We start from the raw sequence: 20,176 nt of genomic DNA on the forward strand, positions 1-20,176 counted from the left end.
AGAAAGGCATTAATTATCCGAAGCTCAGGTTAACTAACTCAAGCGACCCTAAGCCAGCGTATTTTGACGCTGGCTTATGTGTTTTCTAACGGGTCGGTAACTTTAAAGCAGTGAATATCACCACCCGTTCTAAAATCAACACGTTTAACTTGCTCAACGATTTCCACCGTATTATAGCCATTGAGTAGACCAAACATTGCCGCTTGTTGGCCTGAGCCGATGGCATAAGATTGCGCTAAGGGTTCAGATTTACAGGTGCCCCTTTTTACACAACCATACCATACGCCTTTTTTGGGGTGGTATTTAATGAATTCCAGACTCTCAATTGTATCAAACTGATTATTTAAAAAATTGTGCTGCAAATTGTATATATCGCATGTTTGCCCGGTGCAAAACACTCTCCAACCATGATAATCAAACCACTTTTGGGCGTTATCGGTAACGATGATCTTGTCGGTAGTGGTTCTACTATCACAGGCTATTTCTGCTGTTTTTGCGTTATAGACAATGGTTGTCATTCCTTTTGACTCCTATGAAATTACACTCGATGAAACTATGCAACGAGCGCAGGTAAAAATGCTGATGGTATAAAGCCTTGAATGCTAATTAAATGTTGCACAAGAAGAAGTTTACCTGAGGTGAATGTCTGCACTTTCTAATTTCAGACAAGGATTATAAGAATTTTACGATGTTATTCAATTGTAACTTAAGTGAACTTTCTTCAATTTAGCTTATTACATCTAGCCACATAAAATGGGACGAAATTGACCGTTAACTCACAATCGTATTTATCACTTCATAAAGTTTTTTCATATCTATCGGTTTTGCGACGCAATTATCAAACCCAAGTTGCTGATAATTTTCTAAATCACCTGACATCACGTTGGCTGTGACGGCAACAAGCGGGGTTGTTTTATCTTGTTCTCTGACTTCTGAACACACTTTTAGGCCATCTTTTTTTGGCATCTGAATATCTACAAAAAAGATATCAGGTTTCAATTCGTGATAAAGCGCAATCGCTTCTTCACCATCCTGAGCTATGACAAGATTCGCTTCAGTTGGTTTAATCATGGCACTAAATATTTTTTGATTAAGTGGGTTATCTTCAGCAAGCAGCAGGTTTTTATCCTTCAAGGCGGGTATAGCCTGCAAGTCTTGCATGATAGATTGTTCTGGTGCGTCGCAAATATCGAGTACGAGTTCAACTGTAAACTCACTGCCGATACCTTCTTGACTCGTCACCGTAACACGGCCGTCCATTAACTCAGCGAGTTGTTTTACAATTGCGAGTCCAAGACCGGTTCCTCCATATTTTCTGGTGGTCGACGAGTCAGCCTGTTGAAAACGATTAAATAGCTTCTTTAGCGCGACTTCGGAAATACCGGCGCCCGTATCTATTACACGGATGGAGAGATGTTTACCGCCATCTTGGAGTATAACGGTTACAGAGCCGTCACTGGTAAATTTAACGGCATTGGATATCAAATTTCTCAGTATCTGCTTCAAACGCAGCGAATCACCAAGTCGATAGGGGTTAGCGAGTTCCTCAGTATGAATAATCAGGTCGATTTGCTTAGCACTGGCAGTATGGACAAACTCTTGTTTTACTTCAGTGACAATACTTTTGATATCCACCGCCGCTGATTCCATCTTTAATTCACCAGCTTCAATTTTAGAGAAATCAAGTAAATCATTGAGTAAGCTAAGTAATGTTTCTGTGGATGTCATGCCTTGTGCAATGAGTTCTTTGGAGTCTGCTGCATTTCTATGGTGCTTCATTAACTGAAATACACCATAAATACCGTTAAGTGGCGTTCTTAATTCATGGCTCATGTTCGCCAAAAAGTGACTTTTTGCTCGCTCTGAACTCTGTGCTTTCACTTTTTCACTTTCAAGAGAGCTGATCTGCTCTTTGATTTGTTTCGCAAGTTGGTTAAGGGTCACTTGAAGTGTTCTTAATTCTCTAAATTCAAATTCGCTTTCCGCAGAAACGTAATGTCCTCGTTTCAGTCGTTCACAATGGCGTTCAAGTGCTTGCATCGGATTGGTCAACCGTTTTGCTAATCGGCGTAAATACCAGGTGAGTAATACCACTAGCATCAACCCAATAAGCACTATGTATAACACTGCGCGTAAAATGTCGTTACTGTATACTTCGGCTTCTCGTTGTAGCTGTAAATCAAGTTCTACAAAATCGTCTTTTAGTGAATAAATAGGGCTGCGGTACACACCTTCAGTAGCATTTGAGTAATGTGTTCCCTCAAGCACAAGGTTTCGACTGGTGAGCCAGATAGAACCTTTTCCCTGATTGGAATCTAAAAATGGTTCAAGATCGACTTCGAGGAAAAGTACACCTGTATATTTATAGGGACGCATTAACGATGATAATTTTTGTCTAAGGGGAATGGCAAGAAACAACTTGGCCTGATCAGACGGTTTTTTTTCAATGCTTTCAACGGGGACAACAAGTTTGTCGATTTTTAAAGTGCGCCGCTGTTGCGAGAGGACCTTGTGAGCATGCTCGCTAAATACAGAGTTGTTCCAACGTAGGGTGTCAAACGGATATCCCTCTACGGTAAAGACGGAGCCATCGTTGATAAACGCAGATTTTACCATGTCGGTATTGTCGACTAAGTTAGTTAGCGCCTTAACCGCGTATTGAGTAAACAGTAAATCACTCGGTAAGGTAGATAAAATATGATCTTCACTTAATGGTGCAACTTGATAGATAAGCTCATTGACTTGCGCTTTAAAATCGCTGATAAGGCTTGCGCCAGTGCGTTTAACGTCTTCTTGCTCTAAGGTTGCTTTTTGTTGCATCAGGGAAAAGCCAACCATCGCAACCAGTACAACGAGGAAGAGAGAGAATAATGCCGTAATTTTTCTTTTTATTTCATCAACGATGCTGCGATTTGCTTTCATTCTGTCCCGACTTTGTGACGATAAATTGCATATATTGCGTCGTTTCTTCGACACTATACACACCACCTAGATAGCGTGTTAGTCCCTTTAACATGGCTTCCCAAATATAGGCCATAATAGGTTCATTCGGTTGTGGATAGGTTTCTTGCAAAGAGGCAATCAGTTGAGACAGTGCTTTGTCGCCGCGCTTTGTAAGTTCAGCTAAGCTGTCGCCGTTTGCTGGCAGCGCATTGAGCTCATCCCATAGTTTATCTTGTACCTTCTGGCTTTGCATAAAGTCAACAAGCAGCTTTAGATGCGGACCTTTTTTAGATTCTATGCCATTGGCAGGAAAAGCCAGTACATGAGACGATGCTAGAGACATCAGCTGATGATTACCCCACCTCGGTAAAGGCGCGATGGCTAGGTCGTCTTTAAGCTTGTCTTTAAGTTGACGATATGCCCAAATTCCATTCACAAAATAATCAAGCTTGCCGGTCTTAAAGCGATTCATTAAGCATTGGTATACACAGTCAGCGTCTATGATCCCGCTGTTGAGTAGTGATTGATAATTGGAAATTGCGAGGCGCATCGCTTTGGTGTCAAGCTGTGGCGCGCCGGCCTGAATGAGATTAGGCTGAAGGGCGTTTGCAAAGGTCACAAACCAATACATTTCATAAAAATTCCAGCCGAGCGTAGGTTTGTCTGCTACCGCTTGCTGTGCGTAGGTTTGTAAGTCGGTAATAGGGTGTGGCGCAAGTGCACGGTTAAAGTAGAGTACAAGATGGTTACCGTACATAATTGGTACGCCCTTAAGCTCACCATTGACCTTACTGTTCTCGATGACTTTTTGTGTGAGCTTTTTGCTTAACCAAGACTCAGGCACCTGAGAAAATTGCAGTTCTGACAATCCCATATAATCGCTTGGAATAATAACGGCATCTGGTAACTGCAGGGCATCTGCATACAACAATAACTCGCTTTTTAACTGATTGTTGTTAAAGGCAAGAATATTAACTTTAATACCCGTCTTTGCACTAAATTCTTCAAATAATGGCTGAAAATCAAAGTTTTCAAGTCCTACCGCGACATCTATCTCTGGCGGTTCACTTGCGCGTGCATTGACTGGGCTATAAACCAGAAGAAGTAACATGAACACCAAGCAAAGCATTTTACCCAGCATATCAGTACGCTTCCTTTATGGGCCTAAAAGTAAAAGGCATGTTAATGTTGCTCGGCATGGGGCATTTCTTACATAAAACTAATCGGATGTGCTTGTTATTGTAGACCAAATTTTTCTGTTTTAAATTATTTTCAGAATGACAAATTCAATTTACTAGGCAATTCAATTCTATTTCAGCCGTGAATAATTCACTAAAACACGATAAAATAACAGCCAAATAAGAATGATGAGTACGTCCTTGCTATGAAAAAAGGGTTTATGCTGGTCTGCGATGGCAGCAATGGCGCTGGAAAAACAACGGTTATTACCGGATTGGAAGCGCATTTAAAACAACGTGGTATTGAAGTTGTGATGACTCGTGAACCCGGTGGAACAGAGATCTCAGAGAAGATCAGAGAAATCATTCTAGATCCCTCAACCCCGGAAATGGCTGACATGACGGAACTTATGTTGTTTGGGGCCGCGCGTGCTCAGCACGTTCGTGAAAAAATTATTCCAGCACTTGAGCAAGGCAAAGTCGTTATTTCTGATCGATTTGACGCTGCAACATTTAGTTTTCAACATTATGCAAGAGGACTAGATCTTGCCACCATCACAACCATTAATCAGCTTGCGCTCGGCGGTTTTCGTCCAGACATGAATTTGATTTTGGACTTGGATCCTGAAGAGGGCTTAAAGCGAGTTAAATCGCGAGGTGAGGGGTTAGATAGACTTGAGGATGAAAAGCAACAATTTTTGCAGCGCGCACGTGAGGGTTATCTCGTTCAAGCGAAAAATGACCCTGAACGATTCACTGTGATTGATGCCAGTCAAACTAAAGCACAAGTACTTGAGCAAAGTATTGAACTGCTTGATAGCTTGATAGCCAAACACCTTACAGTGGATGGCAATGAATAATTTGCTTCCAAGTTGGCACAGCGGCGCTTTGAGTTATCTTGCTCGGGCACAGCAAAATGGTCGTTTGCACCATGCTCAGTTGTTATCGGGTAAAAAAGGCGTAGGAAAGTCTCTGCTTGCGGCGCACTTGGCAGATGCACTTTTATGCTCACATCCACAAAATCTCACTGCCTGTGGGCAATGTAAGCCGTGTAACTTGAACTTAGCTGGTAATCACCCAGATAGACTGAGTGTAGTACCTGAGGGAAAATCAATCGGGGTGGACGAAATTCGAGAGATTACGCATTTCTTGAACCATTCAGCGCAGCAAGGTGGCAATAAAGTCGCGTTGATTGAACACGCGCATTTGATGACCCATTCAGCCGCTAATGCGCTGTTAAAAACACTTGAAGAGCCAAATGCTAATCGTTATTTGGTCGTTACCAGCGATGATGACAGTAAGTTACCTGCCACCATTTTGAGCCGCTGTAATAAAGTGGCGATTCACTCGCCCAATCAAGCAGAGGCCGCGCAGTGGCTGGCAGCTAAAAATGTCGCTTGTGATTTCCCTTGGTTTGATGAATTTTCTCTACAGCCATTTATTATCGAAACGTGGCAACAAGAAGGTGCGCTTGACGATGTGACTGCGCTTTATCACGCGGCGAATCAATTAACAGTAGAGAGTGCGCAAACGGTTGAAAAGATTTTATTAAAGCACAGCGCAATGAGCGACGTATTCGCCCGTTTTTTGCTAAACCGTCTTAAAGGGGCGATGACACAAGGGAATGGTTTGAGTTTTAGCCAATATCAAGACTTAGTGAGCTTAGTACATCGGTTTATGTACGAACAGAAAAATGTGTTAGGGTTAAATCAAAACCTTAGCATTTCTAATTTACTTTTTGCCTTACAAAAACAGCTATAAAGAGGTGGTGCATGCAAGAGTTACTTGCGGATTTTGAAGATTTAGATGAGCTATATCGTTGTTATATGCCATTTCTGAAATCCGGTGGCATATTTATCAAGTCCAACGCCCATTTTGATATGGGGCAAGAATTAAAGCTCAGAGTTACCTTGCCTGACGCCTTAGAAGCGGACGAAGTTGACGTGGTCGTTGCTTGGTTAACACCGCAAGGCGCGCAAAATTCTAATCCACCAGGGGTTGGCGTTGCGTTTGTTGACGCGCCAGCTCTTAACGATAAAATAAATAAGCTTTTGGGTGCAACTTTGCATTCAGATAAACCAACTTACACCATGTAGAGCCAGTATGATTGTAGACTCTCACTGTCATTTAGATAGACTCGATTTTGAAAAGTTAGGCCTAAGCCTTGAAGAAGTACTCAGCAACGCGAGACAAAAACAAGTAGAACACTTTTTATGCGTTAGCGTGACGCTAGACCAATTTCCATCCATGTTAGAAAAAATAGCCCATTTTGATGATGTTTCTGCATCTTGTGGGGTACATCCACTGGATCAAAAAGATAAATTGGATGTTGAAAGGCTAGTGCAACTGGCGAGTAATGATAAAGTCGTTGCTATTGGTGAAACTGGATTAGATTATTATTATTCAAAAGATACGCATCAGGTACAGCAAGAAAGCTTTGCCGGACACATAGATGTGGCTAATCAGCTACAAAAACCACTGATCATTCATACTCGCGATGCAAAAGCGGACACGATAGACATTATGCGTGCCCACAATGCGCAAAATTGCGGTGGCGTGCTGCACTGTTTTACCGAAGATTGGCCGATGGCAAAGCAGGCACTAGACCTTGGTTTTTACATTTCAATCTCAGGTATTGTGACGTTTAAAAATGCGACCGCGCTTCAAGAAGTCGTTAAGCAAATCCCTATGGACCGATTGCTGATTGAAACCGACTCACCTTATCTTGCGCCTGTACCGCATCGTGGCAAAACTAACCAGCCTGCGTATGTACAAGACGTTGCATATTATATTGCTGACTTAAAAGGAGTGAGCTACAAAGCGCTTGCAGAGCAAACCACGAATAACTTTTACTCTTTATTTAATTTGGTGAAACGCCAAGATGGTAGCACAACTTAATCAGCTACCTCAGGTGTTGATGGGCCCGCTGGTTCGCCGAGCTGAGCAGAATAAAATTTGTATTCAGATTGTTACTTGTGAAACCGTGGACATCTCGGCTTCGCTATTGGCCCATCAAAGTCGATGTGAGGTTGAGACATTTCAGCTCGGTGCAGCCTGCTTTTTGCATTTTTTGATGATATGTAGCGAGGAGGCACTGCCAACAGCGCAGCTGCTTGAGTATCAAGTGCTCATTAACGGCGCTTCGTATAAGCCAGATTACCTGCGTTACGGAGAAGAGCTTAGCTTTGCGATACCTGCTAAACTGAATCAAATATTACATGGCTCATGCCGTAATCCTCATCACCACGCAAAAGACAGTCTACATACTGCAGATCAGTGGCAAGAGCAGCAACGCGAGCTTGGTGAGTTAGGCGCTGACTTGTGTATTTTTTCTGGCGATCAGATCTATGCAGATGATGTTGCCGGCGCCATGTTGTTGGCTATTCATCAACTTATAGCAAGGCTAGGTTTGTTTAAAGAAACCAAATTGCCAATGCACCTACCTGCTGATCAGCAAGCTCAGCTTTACCATCGTCATTTATATTTACCGAAGACGCCATGGCAGGAGCGCTCAAAGTTTTCACCGGGCTACTGGTTTCGAAAGGATGAACCGCACTTTTCTAGTGTTAAGGCCTTTAATCACCTAATTTTCTTCGAAGAGTTTGTCGCCTGTTACCTGCTAAACTTCTCTCATCTTGCTTGGCAGTTGGTTAACTTTGATGCGCTTCATTATGATGGTGGTAACGACAAAGTTAGGCGAATATTTGAGTCCGAACTTGACGCCCTAAAAGGCTTTGTCGAAACGTTGCCTAGTGCTGAGCGGTTGTGTGCGAACGTGCCTGTATTAATGATGTTTGATGATCATGATGTGACCGATGATTGGAACTTGACGGCTAAATGGGAACAGGCAATTGCAAACCATAAAGTGAGTCGCCGTATAATCAGTAATGGCATCATTAGCTATTGGCTGTTTCAAGGCATTGGCAATGACGCGTTTGAGTATAGCGGGGCGCTGACATCAGGTTTTAATTCAAGCCTGATTGACAACGAATGGCACTTTTCGGCGTTTGACAAACAAGTTCGTCGATTCACACACTGGCACTATTGTTTAGATACGTTTCCAAAAGTGGTGGTGCTAGATACTCGCACACACCGCTGGCGTAATGAACAGGATTTCAATGAACCAAGTGGTTTACTCGACTGGGAAATGTTGATGGAGCTGCAAGACACGCTTATTGACCACAGTGCAGTATTGATGGTAAGCCCAGCGCCAGTATTTGGGGTAAAGGCAATAGAAACCATACAAGCTGTATTTAACACCTGTGGTGAGCCACTGATGGTGGATGTGGAAAATTGGATGGCACATGAAGGGGCTGCAAAAAAGCTCATTGAAATTTTTAAGCGTCCAGATACACCTAAAGAAACAATTATACTCTCCGGCGATGTACATTATTCGTTTTGCTTTTCGGTTCAGACACGTTTTGGTCGTCATGATAACCGCATTTGGCAGTTAACTGCATCAGGAATAAAAAATGAATTTCCAAAGCCGCTTATCAATATTTTAGATAAGATGGACACGATTTTGTATGCCAAATATAGTCCTCTGAATCTCTTTACGAAACGTTGGCAGCTATCTGTAAGTAAGCATCCTTCTTCACTAAAAAAACATGGCTATTTGGTGTCAGACTCTGCGATTAGCTTAGTAACGCTTGAAAACGGCTTGCTAGAAAAGTATGAGCTACTACACGGCTCGGGGATCCACAGTCATTTTGAGTTATAAATCCTCGAAGGCTGAATACACCGTTTTTAGCTATTTGTAGCTTAGCTCGGTAGCGCATGTATGCTTGCATGATGCGCTAAACCCATCAAAAAACACATGCTCTTTTTCGCTTTTGCTATAGTTAATATAACGCGGGCTAACATCTCGACTATATGACTCTACTCAAGCGCATGTATTTGTTCGTTGTACCATACAGCACACTGAAATGGTTTTGTGTGGTGCTGCTATTGTTATTACCGAGCTTTCCTTGTGCTGCCAGTTTTCCCGAATTTAGCGATACGGCGCAGGTTATGCGACGCTATGACTATAATTCTGGCCTCAGTCAGGTCACGATAACTGCCATTACGCAAGATCAACTCGGGTACATTTGGGTTGGCACACAGTCAGGCCTAAATCGTTTTGATGGTCATGATTTTGTTCAATTTGAAGTAAAACAGAACTCCAAACATCATCTCTCTGGTGGCTTTATTACCTCACTATGCCACAGTGGTAAATATATCTGGGTTGGAACAAGTACAGGGCTTAGCATTTACGATACTGAAGCGGGGACCTTTCGCTCTATCTTAGCAGCGCAGAATGAGGCGGTTAGCTCAGATAGAGTGAAAAAAGTGGCCTGTTATGGTGAATCAGTCACTGTATCAACAGAAGAAGGCGACGCTTACCGGGTTAACTACCAAACCTTAACGCCTGAAAAGCTCTATTTAACCGGTAAATTTGTTCGTGAAGTCCAAGAAACAAGGGATGCATTTGTTTACCTCAATGCAGATGGCCTAGTTAGTCAGCCAAAAGACAAAGTCGGAGCCAATGTTCTGTTGGAAGGTGAGTTTAAAACACTGTCGCTTTCCCACGGACGGATATTCGTGGTTGACGCGGATGATAAAATCATTAGTTTCGACACTCAGTTCAATAAAGTGCAATGGCAAAAGTCGGTCAGCGCGAAAGTAAACCTCAGCATTCATCAAATTAAAGTCAGAGCGAATGAAATACTCGTCGCTTCCAATACAGGTGTGTTTATTTTAGACCTGCAAGGTAATACCAAACGTCATTGGTATCGTCGTGCAGAGCAATATGACGGACTACAAGACAACAATGTTCTGAGTGTTCAACGAGATAGAAATGGTGATTTGTGGATTGGCACGGAATCACAAGGGCTGCACTTTTTTAGTCAACTAAGCGAGTCGTTTGGCCATGTTGGTGAACAAAACTTTCCGCACGCGCCTTTGGGGCATCCAGATGTTAGGAATTTCGCATTAGACAGTAGTGAGCGTTTTTGGATAGGTACGTCATCCGGTTTATATATTTATCAAAAATCGAGCTTTATCGAAGCGCATCGAATTTTCCCGAGTTTATCTGCAATCAAAGGAAGCTTTATCACCCAAGTAAAGATTTATGATGACACCTTGTGGGTAACAACAAGGGGAGATGGCGTTGTTAGATACGCTTTAACACAAGGAGAATACAGCCATTTGATGCCAGACTCTGATAATGGCCCAGAACTCAGTTTTAATGATGTCATTGAGTATCAATCTCAGATCTTAGTGAGTTCAAGGACGCTAGGTCTTATGAGGTACGACGAAGAGTCGAAAACCTTAGTGCAGTTTTTTGAAAATCGTTCAGATGCGCCTTCACACGTGTCGTCGTTTAAAGTGGTCGGACAGGACCTATGGTTTGGTTCTATTGGTGAGGGGTTGTTTAGGTTTAACAAAGGTCAGCTTCATAACCTCACCACACAGGATGGCTTAAAGTCGAATTTGGTCTTTATGATAGATGAAGATCCATGGCAACGTATCTGGGTTGCAAGTGAAGCGGGTATTAGTTTAGTTGATAAACAAATGAAAGTTGTCCGTACTATTGGTGAGCAAGAGGGACTAGGAAACCAAGCCGTGTGGGGTCTGGTTTACGATGACTACGAATACATGTGGCTTGGCACCAGTGGTGGGCTGTCGCGCGTCAATGTAATGGATTTTGCCATTGACAACTTTTTACCTATTGATGGAGTACAGGCACATGAGTTTAACTACAATGCCGCGTGGAAAGCCCCTGATGGCCGAATTTTTATGGGCGGAGCCAAAGGCTTTAATCAATTTTTTCCTCAGAATGTATCAATTTCAAATACCGCGCGACCTATTTTGGTCTCCACAATCGAATTACTAGGCGAGCCATTAAAGCCAAGTCTCGAGGGGATCCTCACGGTCGCACCGGAGCTTGCGGGTTCATTGCGGCTACGTTATGACCAAAATATTATATCGCTACAATATTCAAGCTTGGATTTTGGTTCTGAGAAGCTGAACTTTTATTACCGTATTAAAGGATTAAGCGACAAATGGTTAAAACTTGCAAATGGAGCGCGGCAAATAAACTTACTCCAGCTTGAGCCCGGCACCTATCGAGTAGAAACCTATACCGTAAATCGCTTTAATATGCAGTCGCCCGTTCATGAATTTAGTATTTATATCGCCGCGCCAATTTGGTGGAATGCCTACTCGAAAACCCTTTACACCTTAGTCATTGTGCTGATCATCGCTGCATTTGTTCGAGCGAGACAGCGGCGCTATCAACAAGTAGTGCGGGATAATCAGAAAATGTCTGCGCTACAAGAGCGGTTGGAGTTGTCGTTGTGGGCGAGTGGTGACGAACTTTGGGACTGGCATGTTGAGTCGGGTAAAATTTATCGCTACAGCGTGAATCCAAGGATCGACTTTAGTGAACTCCAAGATAAACTTATTCTCAATGAGCTTGACCAGTTTGTACACCCAAAGGATTGTGTGTTACTTGAGGAGCGTCTGCAATCCTGTGTCGACGGACGAGAAGACGTGTATGAACTGTCTATTCGAGTCAAAGATCAACAAGGAGAGTGGATCTGGGTATTAGATAGAGGAAAGGTGGTGGCCCGAGATGACAATGGTAGAGCAACGCGGATAGCGGGGGCACTGAAAGATATTGCTGATTTGAAAGCACATCAACAAGCCTTGCAGTCGTTAAACGAGCAACTTGAGATAAAAGTCGCGATGCGCACCGATGAGCTATATAAAAAGAATCAGAAACTTGAGCAAGCAATGTTTGAGTTAAAGCAAACGCAAGAAGACTTGATTGAAAGTGAAAAAATGGCTTCTTTGGGTGTTGTGGTTGCGGGTGTTGCGCATGAAATCAACACCCCGTTAGGTATAGCTATCACCGCACTTTCGCATAATGAAGACTGTTTATCTGAGCTGGTAGAAAAGCTTGAGAATAAAACTCTTAAGCAAAAAGATTTGGTCACCTCCATCGATGCACAGCAAGAAGGCTATCTGCTGATCAGTCGCAATCTGCAAAGAGCAGAAAGCCTTATTAGTAACTTTAAGCAAGTCGCAGTCGATCAATCCAGTGAGACGGAGCGTGATATTAACCTGCTTGAATATATCAATGATGTATTCGATTCACTCAAACCATTGGCTAAAAATAAAGAAGTATATTTGTCTATAGATGGGAATGCTGGTGTAAATCTTTCCACCTATCCAGGCGCGGTTTATCAAATAATGGCAAACCTATTTAACAATTCCGTTATCCATGGCTTTGAGGGGAGTGCCTCTGGCACAGTCAGCGTGTTAGTTGAGGCGACAGATAGCCACTGGACTATTGTATACCGCGACAATGGTGTCGGCATGGACGAAGCAATGCAAAAGACCTTGTTTGAGCCATTTGTAACCACAAAACGTAATCAAGGCGGATGCGGATTAGGCATGCATATTGTTTATAATTTGGTAACGCAACTTTTAAAAGGGGAGATCCGCTGTAAAACGGCGAAATTACAAGGTGTCGAAATTACAATAAAAGTACCTTTCAAGAAAATAATGGCTGAAAATTAACTTAGGTGAATTACTGCAAGCTAACGGCCTGTGACAATGCTTCTTTTAGGAGTTTGTCATGTTCTTATTATCTCAAGTTTTGGTTACCCTTGCTGTTTTACTCGATCTCGCCTCATTTCAATTTATGAAACGCCAGCAGGTGTTATTGGCACTAAGCTTGTCGACTGCACTTACTGCAATTCACTTCTATCTACTTGATGCTATGGCTGGTGCTTTGCTTATGGCGGTTGCGAGCCTCAGATATCTGGTGTTTATCAAATCGCAGTCAAAGCGCTTGCTTATCGGGTTTCTACTACTCAATACAGTGCCACCTTTAGTACATTTAAATGCAAGTTACGAACTTTATGCTGCTTTTGGTAGTGTCTTATTGACATTTGGCGCATTTATTCGCGAGCAGGTGGCATTTCGGTGTGTGATGATGTTAGGTACAGTGTGCTGGCTGATACATAATTGCTATGTCGGCTCACCCATGGCGATTGTGCTAGAAAGTACTTTTTTGGTGAGTAATTTGATTGGGCTAGGGCGAATTTATATGAAACGTAAAACGAGTAAGTTGAAGGTTGAGTAAAACGCTCTGGCTAGCAGCCGAGTTGAAGTGGATCCAATTTTACTGGTATAGACACTAATAAAATTAGAAATATATAAAATAATTCATTGGGTTAGATGAGGCTCTACCTACTTTTCAAACCATTCGCATTGAGTACAAGTGGTATCGAAAACGCGCTGAAATAAAAAAATAATAAATAATCTTTATATAAATCATAATGTTAATATCTATTTGTGTAAAAATTGCATAAATAATATTGTATACAATATATCTATTGTGTATTGTTTGTTCGTTACCAAAAAAACACTCAAATCAATGGGAACAAAAGGACAACAATATGCGTAATAACAAAAAAACAGCGCAAACACTGTGTAAATCACTCACAGCATCAGCACTTGCTTTAGCATTGGGGACTACTACTGCATTTGCTGCAGATGGCAATAGTACTGTGAAAGGGAGCATTGTTAATGGTCAAGGTCTTGAGTTATCGCAGGCTCAATTGACCTTTACACATAAAACTAAGGGGCTGAAGTTTGCTGTACAAACGAATGGCAAGGGCGAATACATTTTACGTAATCTGCCTGTTGGCCGTTACAGCGTGTCAATTAATAAAGCAGGATTTGAAACTGTTATTGAAGAGGATGTTGAGCTTAATATTGGACAGGCACTGATCTTAGACGCTCAACTATTACAACAAGGACAGGATATAGAACGGATAGCGGTGACTGGTACGGCTATCCGACGTGTTGATATGGCCTCGTCAACGGCTGGCGTAACCTTTACAGACGCAGAGCTCAAAGTCATGCCAGTAAACACCGGCTTTGAAAGTATCGCGTTACTCGCACCGGGTACCGCTGAACCTGGTGGTAGTTCGTTTCGTGGTGCATCAAGCTTTGGCGGTTCTTCGTCAGCAGAAAATGGCTATTACTTTAATGGCCTAAATGTCACGAGTATTCAAACGGGTTTAGGCTCAATTCGCTTGCCTTGGGAAGCTATTTCGCAAACCCAAATTAAAACGGGGGGAATTAGCCCTGAATTTGGTGGTGCATTAGGGGGGATAGTTAATGCAATTTCTAAATCTGGTGATAACGAGTTTAACCTCGGCGCAGAAGTGAGGGTCGATCCTTCATCAAGCCATAGTTATCACGACTCTAATTATTTAGATAACGGCACCATCAATATAAATACTGAGCAAGATTATGACTCGTTCAAAGAACTGCAAATCTGGGCGAGTGGCGCACTCATTGAAGACAGCTTATTTTACTATGGCCTGTATGCGCCTCGACGAGAGGTTAATCGCTGGGCTGGACAAACGACCTTCAATGACAGAAGCCGAGATGAAGACCGCTGGTTTGCAAAACTAGATTGGTTCATCAATGAAGACCACTCAATCGGTTTTTCAGCCATGAATAACAAAAGAGAATGGACGAGACAAACCTATGCCTATGATTGGGAAAGTGATGCGATTGGTGATAAACAAGGTGTAGCGGCTCCAGGTGAAGATGGCGGTAAGGTTTACAGCATCAACTATAATGGGTACTTTTCAGACTTCTTCTCGGTGTCTGCGGTAGTTGGCCGAGTCACAGAAAATGTAGAAAACATTGTCGCATCGACCGTACCGGGAGTTTGGGATGAAAGAGAAGGGACGGTAACGTTATCAAGCCACACGGCAAGCGGTGTTTCTGAGCAAGAATTTATCCGTGACCAAGCGAGAATAGATTTTAATATCGATTTGGACTACCACTCCATTCTGTTCGGTGTCGATTACACCAAAGTGACAGTAGATTATTTTGAAGGTCAAAATGGTCTTGGAGACGCGGAAGGCTGGTGGACAATTAAAACCGCTGGTGAAGGGAGTATTTCCGGTGCTGCACTTGGTCAAGATTATATTGAACGCCGAGTGAGGACTCGGACGGTTGACTCTGAGGTTAACTCGCTTGCTTTCTACGTGAATGATTCTTGGCAAGTCACCGACCAACTCGTATTAAATCTGGGCCTGCGTTATAGTCAGTTTGAAAACACCGTTACCGACGGCAGAGCATTTGTTGATATGGATAACCAACTTGCGCCTAGATTTCAAGCGATTTATGACCTAAATGGTGATGGCGAATCCAAAGTTTTCTTTACTTACGGGCGATACTTTCAACCTGTGTCTGCCAACATGAACATCACTCAAGGCTCGGCTTCAGTAGAGTGGTTTGAGTATTTCGACCTAGATCAAGTAGACAGTGATGGTTATCCTGTTTTATTGAGTGATGGTTCGCCAAGTCGAGGGGAAATGCTTCGAGATAGACGCTGGCGCCAACGCGGAATTACAGAGCCCGGTTTGATAGCTTCGTCCACCCTTAAGCCGATGTATTCTGATGAATTGACCTTAGGGTACCAGACCACCATTTTTGACGATATGGCATTTGGGGTTAGGGCGATTTATCGAGATCTTGGACGCAGTGTTGAAGATACGGATGTCGGCCCTGTGCTTGCGAAGAAATTGGCCGAACTCGGTATCCAAGACAATGTCGGTCAGGGTTCTTACTATGTGCTAAATAACCCGGGTGAAGCGATCACCATGAGTTATGACTTTGATGGCGATGGCCAAGTCGATGAAGTGACACTTAGTGCAGAAGAGCTTGCCCTGCAACAAGCAGTGCGTAAATATCTGGCACTTGAATTTACCTTAGAAGGCAATATTACCGACAAGTTACGGATTAATTCTTCTTATACTTGGTCACATAGCTATGGTAATACAGAAGGTTTAGTGAAAACCGATAACGATCAGGCCGATCCAGGTTGGACAACTTCCTATGATTACGCGGATCTGATGGATCACGGCTATGGTAATTTGCCGAACGACCATCGCCATTCAATAAAAGTATCAGGTTCTTACGATATCACAGATGAGTTAACTCTGGGGCTGGTTGCAAGAACGTCATCAGGTCGCCCGACTAACTATTTCTCAAAACACCCTGTCGGTGTAGATAGCTGTGCGCCTGGTAACCCTTGGGATGCTTGCGTGAGTAAATATTACGGCCATGTTTCGCATTATGACGAAAACGGTAACCCAGCCCCTCGTGGTAGTGTAGGTAATCTTCCTTGGGCAACCACGGTAGACTTATCACTCAGTTACTCTACCGATATCATGGGACATGACTTGTTACTCAAGGGCACCGTTTATAACCTACTAAACAGTGATAAAGCGCTTGGGATCAATGAACAGCGCTCTTTAGATGGTGCAAATGGCTTAATCGTTAATCCTGACTACGGCATAACAACGTTACGACAAACTGAGCGTTACGCGTCGTTGGTTGCAAGGTTTACATTCTAGTTTCCCTGGTGATAGCCAAGTCTGGGTGCTATGCACCTAGTTCTTGGTTTAAGCCAAGCCAAGTGTTTGGCTTATTTCATGTCACGGAGAGTATGATGACGTTAACAATAGATTTGGAGCAGATACTGAGTCACGCGAAAGTAATAGAGTCGGTTGACATGCATACCGCCGGAGAGCCTTTGCGGGTGATTGTCGGTGGTTTCCCTGAACCTCAAGGCAACACTATTTTAGATAAAAGGCAATACTGCGTAGAAAATCTTGATCACTATCGCACCGCGCTGATGTATGAGCCTAGGGGTCATGCTGATATGTATGGTGCGCTTATCGTTGAAAAGCAGTTACCAGAAAGCGATTTTGGCGTGTTATTTCTTCATAATGAAGGGTACTCAACAATGTGTGGTCATGCGGTTATTGCTTTAGCCACACTATTTTTACTGCACAATCCTGCAAAGAAGCAGTTGTTGATAGATACGCCTGCTGGGCTAATTACTGCATGGCTAAGAGACGGCCAAGCTGAATTTGCTAATGTACCAGCAGAGGTGGTGACACTTGATAAGCAAGTGAAGACATCTGAATTTGGTTTAATCTCAGTTGATATTGCATTTGGTGGTGCGTTTTATGCCTATATTGATGCTGATAAAATCGATTTAGCTCTTACGTCAGCAAATGCAGCTTACATTCAGCAGTTAGGTTTAACGCTTAAACAAGAAATTGCAACACAGATTAGCTTAGTGTGTGACGATGCGCGCCTCGCATTTTTATATGGTGTGATTTTTTATTCCAATTCTCAAAAATCGGACTCTGCTCACAGTAAGCATGTGTGCATTTTTGCCGATGGCGAATTAGATCGCAGTCCAACAGGGACAGGGGTCAGTGGTAGAGCTGCAATTCTTGCCGCCAGAAATGAGCTCGCCGCAAATCAGCATATCTTTATTGAAGGTATATTAGGCTTGGGCTTAGATGTTTGTTATCAACTTAGTGATGATAGTAAATCATTAATCCCAATAGTTTCGGGCATGGCCTATATAACAGGCCGACACCAATTTATTTTAGACGACCACGATCCATTAATAAGAGGATTTTTACTACGATGAATGTAGATTACGCAGCCAGACAGCAACGCTTAGCCAATAAATTACAACAACATCAAAGCGACGCTATCATTATTTATGGCTACGAGAATATTGTATATCTAACCGGCTTCACCGGCCATGCCGCAACATTGTTGATGTCTTCAAATGGGCGACACCGACTCATCACCGATTATCGTTACTATGAGCGTGCTTGCAATGAAGCGGTTGGAGTCGAAGTTATTTTAAGAAATCGTGATAAAGAAACGCTACCTGATTGTATTTTTAGATTATTGGATGGGCCGCGACAGCTTGCATTTGAAGCGCATCAAATCAGTCACGCAGATTATGTCTCATTAAACATCAGCGCAAAAAATACCACGCTTATCGCCGCGCCGCTTTGGGTGGAATCACTAAGACAAGTTAAAGATAGTGATGAAATTAACTGTATTAAACGCGCCGCCGAGATAGCTGACTCGGCGCTTGCCCATACACTGCCTTTGTTAAAAGTAGGGATCACTGAGCGAGACGCGGCAATTGAGCTTGAGTATCAGATGCAAAAGCTAGGCTCCGAAGGACTCTCTTTTGACACAATCCTATTATTTGGTGCACGCTCTTCCTTACCGCACGGAAACCCAGGACAGACAAAACTTAACCTAGGCGATTTAGTACTTATCGACTTTGGTGCGGTGATAAGCGGCTACCGCTCTGATATGACGCGAAGTTACGTGTTAGGGGAGCCGACGAAGCAACAACAATCCATTTATGACACGGTCCAACATGCGCAGCGAGCTGCGTTGGCGCTAATAAAAGCGGGCGTTAACTGTGTAGATTTAAATAACGCATCACACGATGTGTTGAGTCATAGTGACTTTTCACAATACGCAGGTGAGGGACTTGGTCACGGTGTGGGGCTATTTCTACACGAGCAGCCGTTTATTAAACCTGGGGTCGATCACCAATTAGAAGCTGGCAATATCATTACCATAGAGCCGGGTATTTACATTCCAAATTATGGTGGTGTGCGCTTGGAAGAAGATGTACTGGTGACTGAAAATGGTTTTGAATGCTTAACCCACGCGCCACAAGTATTTCAGCTAACAAACTAAGGAATGATGATGCAAATTATTACTCGCCAAGAAGTCGCGGATAGCCTCAATTACCCAAGCTTAATTCAGGCGCTTAAACAGGGTTTTGCGCAACCAGCAGGTACACCAACACGGCAAGTTTTTGAGCTAGATGATAGTCACAGCAATCATGACGCTTTTGCTGTTTTACCTGCTTGGAATGCCGATGTGATTGGCGTAAAGGCGTTTACCTATTTCCCTGATAACAACCAGCACGATAAAGCCAGCCTTTACTCAAAAATCATGCTGTTCTCCAGACAGTTCGGCGAGCCGCTCGCGCTTGTGGACGGCACCGAAGTAACGTTGTGGAGAACCTCTGCTGTGTCAGCATTAGCCGCGGAGTATTTAGCACCTAAACATGCTAAACATTTGGTTTTCTTTGGCTCAGGCAATTTAGCCAGTTACATGATTAATGCGCATTTAAGTGTTAGAAATTATAGTAAAATTTCAATAATTGCACGTAATCCTGAAAAAGGACGCTTGTTGCTGGATCTATTGTCCTCGCAGCATCAGGGAGTGGAATTTTCATTGTATCAGGAGGCAACCGCGTCTGTTATTGCTTCAGCAGATGTGATCGGCTGTGCAACAGGCAGTCATACGCCTTTGTTCAATGGAGAGTGGTTGAGCGATGGTACGCATATAGATTGCATTGGCAATCACCATAAAGATTGTCGAGAAATTGATACCACAACGGTAACTAAGAGTCGCGTTTTTGTAGATAGTCGCGCCAATGTATTGAACGAGGCGGGCGAATTGTTGTTACCGATCAGTGAAGGTAAATTTAGCCCAGATAAGGTGGTTGCAGAGCTTAGCGAAATGACTAAAAATAACCTAGGTCGAAGTAAAGAGAATGAAATTACTTTGTTTAAGTCTGTAGGAACAGCACTGAGTGATTTAATTGGAGCGAAATTAGTGTATGACTTGGTTCAAAAATAAAGAGCACGGTAAAGTGTATGAAGTAACCGCAGTAGTCAAAGCTGCTGATAAGCGCTTGGTGAATCCGCTTATTTGTCACGAATGTCATATGTTGGTTAGTTATCAAGGAGTTGGTGGCGAAACGAAAAGTGAAAAGCTCCTATATGACGAGGTGTTTTACAAAGCGTTTCAAAACCACGATAGCTGTTACGTCATGGTGGATGACAATGGTATTCGCCATTATCATCCAAGTGAGTAAAGTGACTTATTCAAGTAAGTGAACACAATTGAACACAATTAAGTGAATAAGCGCTAATTTTTGACCTGACAGAGTACAAATATAGAACGCTATAAATTCTGACATTTCAGCTATTGGTCAGGTGCAGACTGCGGTATTAATACGTTTCTGCCCCATTTCGATTCAGCAGTGTGATGTGCAACCAACTTTTTTAGCTTCAGTTGACCCAACTTTAGTAATGCTACTGAGTTTCGAAAGGGCTCTGACATTT

General features: G+C 42.9%; 15 protein-coding genes. 12 read left to right on the plus strand and 3 right to left on the minus strand.

What is annotated here, in order from left to right:
• Positions 1–74: 74 nt before the first annotated feature.
• The 3 genes from NO992_RS15600 to NO992_RS15610 all read right to left on the minus strand — a co-directional run bounded on the left by NO992_RS15600 (position 75) and on the right by NO992_RS15610 (position 4,084).
• Entirely contained in the window at positions 75–518 is a 444-nt protein-coding gene (locus tag NO992_RS15600; RefSeq protein WP_017217490.1) for a hypothetical protein, read from the minus strand.
• Between the two features lie 253 nt (positions 519–771).
• Entirely contained in the window at positions 772–2,922 is a 2,151-nt protein-coding gene (locus NO992_RS15605) for an ATP-binding protein (protein ID WP_371378733.1), read from the minus strand.
• A complete protein-coding gene (locus NO992_RS15610; RefSeq protein ID WP_371378736.1) occupies positions 2,897–4,084 on the minus strand; it encodes an extracellular solute-binding protein in 1,188 nt (395 codons plus the stop codon). Before NO992_RS15610 ends, NO992_RS15605 begins: the two co-directional genes overlap by 26 nt.
• A gap of 243 nt (positions 4,085–4,327) precedes the next feature.
• Between NO992_RS15610 and tmk the strand changes: the two genes are divergently transcribed.
• From tmk to NO992_RS15670, 12 genes are all read left to right on the plus strand, one after another.
• The gene (tmk, locus tag NO992_RS15615; RefSeq protein ID WP_371378739.1) at positions 4,328–4,981 is read left to right on the plus strand and encodes a dTMP kinase; all 654 of its coding nucleotides are present in this window, start codon (positions 4,328–4,330) and stop codon (positions 4,979–4,981) included.
• Entirely contained in the window at positions 4,974–5,882 is a 909-nt protein-coding gene (gene holB / locus NO992_RS15620) for a DNA polymerase III subunit delta' (RefSeq protein ID WP_371378742.1), read from the plus strand. Before tmk ends, holB begins: the two co-directional genes overlap by 8 nt.
• 11 nt (positions 5,883–5,893) lie before the next feature.
• Complete coding sequence (locus tag NO992_RS15625) at positions 5,894–6,217, plus strand: PilZ domain-containing protein (protein ID WP_017217485.1); 324 nt, start codon at positions 5,894–5,896, stop codon at positions 6,215–6,217.
• 7 nt (positions 6,218–6,224) lie between these two features.
• The gene (locus NO992_RS15630; protein WP_010604674.1) at positions 6,225–7,019 is read left to right on the plus strand and encodes a TatD family hydrolase; all 795 of its coding nucleotides are present in this window, start codon (positions 6,225–6,227) and stop codon (positions 7,017–7,019) included.
• Positions 7,003–8,841 carry an alkaline phosphatase D family protein gene (locus tag NO992_RS15635; protein WP_371378745.1) on the plus strand — a complete coding sequence of 613 codons (1,839 nt, stop codon included), beginning with the start codon at positions 7,003–7,005 and terminating at the stop codon, positions 8,839–8,841. The genes NO992_RS15630 and NO992_RS15635 overlap by 17 nt, the downstream gene beginning before the upstream one ends.
• A 215-nt stretch (positions 8,842–9,056) precedes the next feature.
• The gene (locus NO992_RS15640; protein WP_371378764.1) at positions 9,057–12,686 is read left to right on the plus strand and encodes an ATP-binding protein; all 3,630 of its coding nucleotides are present in this window, start codon (positions 9,057–9,059) and stop codon (positions 12,684–12,686) included.
• Positions 12,687–12,744: 58 nt separating this feature from the next.
• Complete coding sequence (locus NO992_RS15645; protein ID WP_371378748.1) at positions 12,745–13,254, plus strand: YgjV family protein; 510 nt, start codon at positions 12,745–12,747, stop codon at positions 13,252–13,254.
• Between the two features lie 316 nt (positions 13,255–13,570).
• Positions 13,571–16,555: a TonB-dependent receptor domain-containing protein gene (locus NO992_RS15650; RefSeq protein ID WP_371378751.1), complete on the plus strand. Its 2,985-nt coding sequence runs from the start codon at positions 13,571–13,573 to the stop codon at positions 16,553–16,555.
• A 95-nt stretch (positions 16,556–16,650) separates the two neighbouring features.
• Positions 16,651–17,649 carry a proline racemase family protein gene (locus NO992_RS15655; protein ID WP_371378767.1) on the plus strand — a complete coding sequence of 333 codons (999 nt, stop codon included), beginning with the start codon at positions 16,651–16,653 and terminating at the stop codon, positions 17,647–17,649.
• Positions 17,646–18,734 (plus strand): M24 family metallopeptidase, encoded by a 1,089-nt coding sequence (locus NO992_RS15660; protein WP_371378754.1) that lies wholly within the window; start codon positions 17,646–17,648, stop codon positions 18,732–18,734. Before NO992_RS15655 ends, NO992_RS15660 begins: the two co-directional genes overlap by 4 nt.
• A 9-nt stretch (positions 18,735–18,743) precedes the next feature.
• The gene (locus NO992_RS15665; RefSeq protein WP_371378757.1) at positions 18,744–19,688 is read left to right on the plus strand and encodes an ornithine cyclodeaminase family protein; all 945 of its coding nucleotides are present in this window, start codon (positions 18,744–18,746) and stop codon (positions 19,686–19,688) included.
• On the plus strand, positions 19,669–19,926 hold the full coding sequence (locus NO992_RS15670; protein ID WP_017217477.1) for a hypothetical protein: 258 nt from the start codon (positions 19,669–19,671) through the stop codon (positions 19,924–19,926). The genes NO992_RS15665 and NO992_RS15670 overlap by 20 nt, the downstream gene beginning before the upstream one ends.
• Positions 19,927–20,176: the final 250 nt, after the last annotated feature.

This window comes from Pseudoalteromonas sp. DY56-GL79 (assembly GCF_041414765.1).
GTDB lineage: Bacteria > Pseudomonadota > Gammaproteobacteria > Enterobacterales > Alteromonadaceae > Pseudoalteromonas > Pseudoalteromonas piscicida.

What these genes read in the sequence shown, in the direction of transcription:
- NO992_RS15600 (WP_017217490.1), bottom strand. Translation starts at nt 518, where the DNA reads ATGACAACCATTGTCTATAACGCAAAAACAGCAGAAATAGCCTGTGAT.
- NO992_RS15605 (WP_371378733.1), bottom strand. Translation starts at nt 2,922, where the DNA reads ATGAAAGCAAATCGCAGCATCGTTGATGAAATAAAAAGAAAAATTACG.
- NO992_RS15610 (WP_371378736.1), bottom strand. Translation starts at nt 4,084, where the DNA reads ATGCTGGGTAAAATGCTTTGCTTGGTGTTCATGTTACTTCTTCTGGTT.
- tmk (WP_371378739.1), top strand. Translation starts at nt 4,328, where the DNA reads ATGAAAAAAGGGTTTATGCTGGTCTGCGATGGCAGCAATGGCGCTGGA.
- holB (WP_371378742.1), top strand. Translation starts at nt 4,974, where the DNA reads ATGAATAATTTGCTTCCAAGTTGGCACAGCGGCGCTTTGAGTTATCTT.
- NO992_RS15625 (WP_017217485.1), top strand. Translation starts at nt 5,894, where the DNA reads ATGCAAGAGTTACTTGCGGATTTTGAAGATTTAGATGAGCTATATCGT.
- NO992_RS15630 (WP_010604674.1), top strand. Translation starts at nt 6,225, where the DNA reads ATGATTGTAGACTCTCACTGTCATTTAGATAGACTCGATTTTGAAAAG.
- NO992_RS15635 (WP_371378745.1), top strand. Translation starts at nt 7,003, where the DNA reads ATGGTAGCACAACTTAATCAGCTACCTCAGGTGTTGATGGGCCCGCTG.
- NO992_RS15645 (WP_371378748.1), top strand. Translation starts at nt 12,745, where the DNA reads ATGTTCTTATTATCTCAAGTTTTGGTTACCCTTGCTGTTTTACTCGAT.
- NO992_RS15650 (WP_371378751.1), top strand. Translation starts at nt 13,571, where the DNA reads ATGCGTAATAACAAAAAAACAGCGCAAACACTGTGTAAATCACTCACA.
- NO992_RS15655 (WP_371378767.1), top strand. Translation starts at nt 16,651, where the DNA reads ATGACGTTAACAATAGATTTGGAGCAGATACTGAGTCACGCGAAAGTA.
- NO992_RS15660 (WP_371378754.1), top strand. Translation starts at nt 17,646, where the DNA reads ATGAATGTAGATTACGCAGCCAGACAGCAACGCTTAGCCAATAAATTA.
- NO992_RS15665 (WP_371378757.1), top strand. Translation starts at nt 18,744, where the DNA reads ATGCAAATTATTACTCGCCAAGAAGTCGCGGATAGCCTCAATTACCCA.
- NO992_RS15670 (WP_017217477.1), top strand. Translation starts at nt 19,669, where the DNA reads ATGACTTGGTTCAAAAATAAAGAGCACGGTAAAGTGTATGAAGTAACC.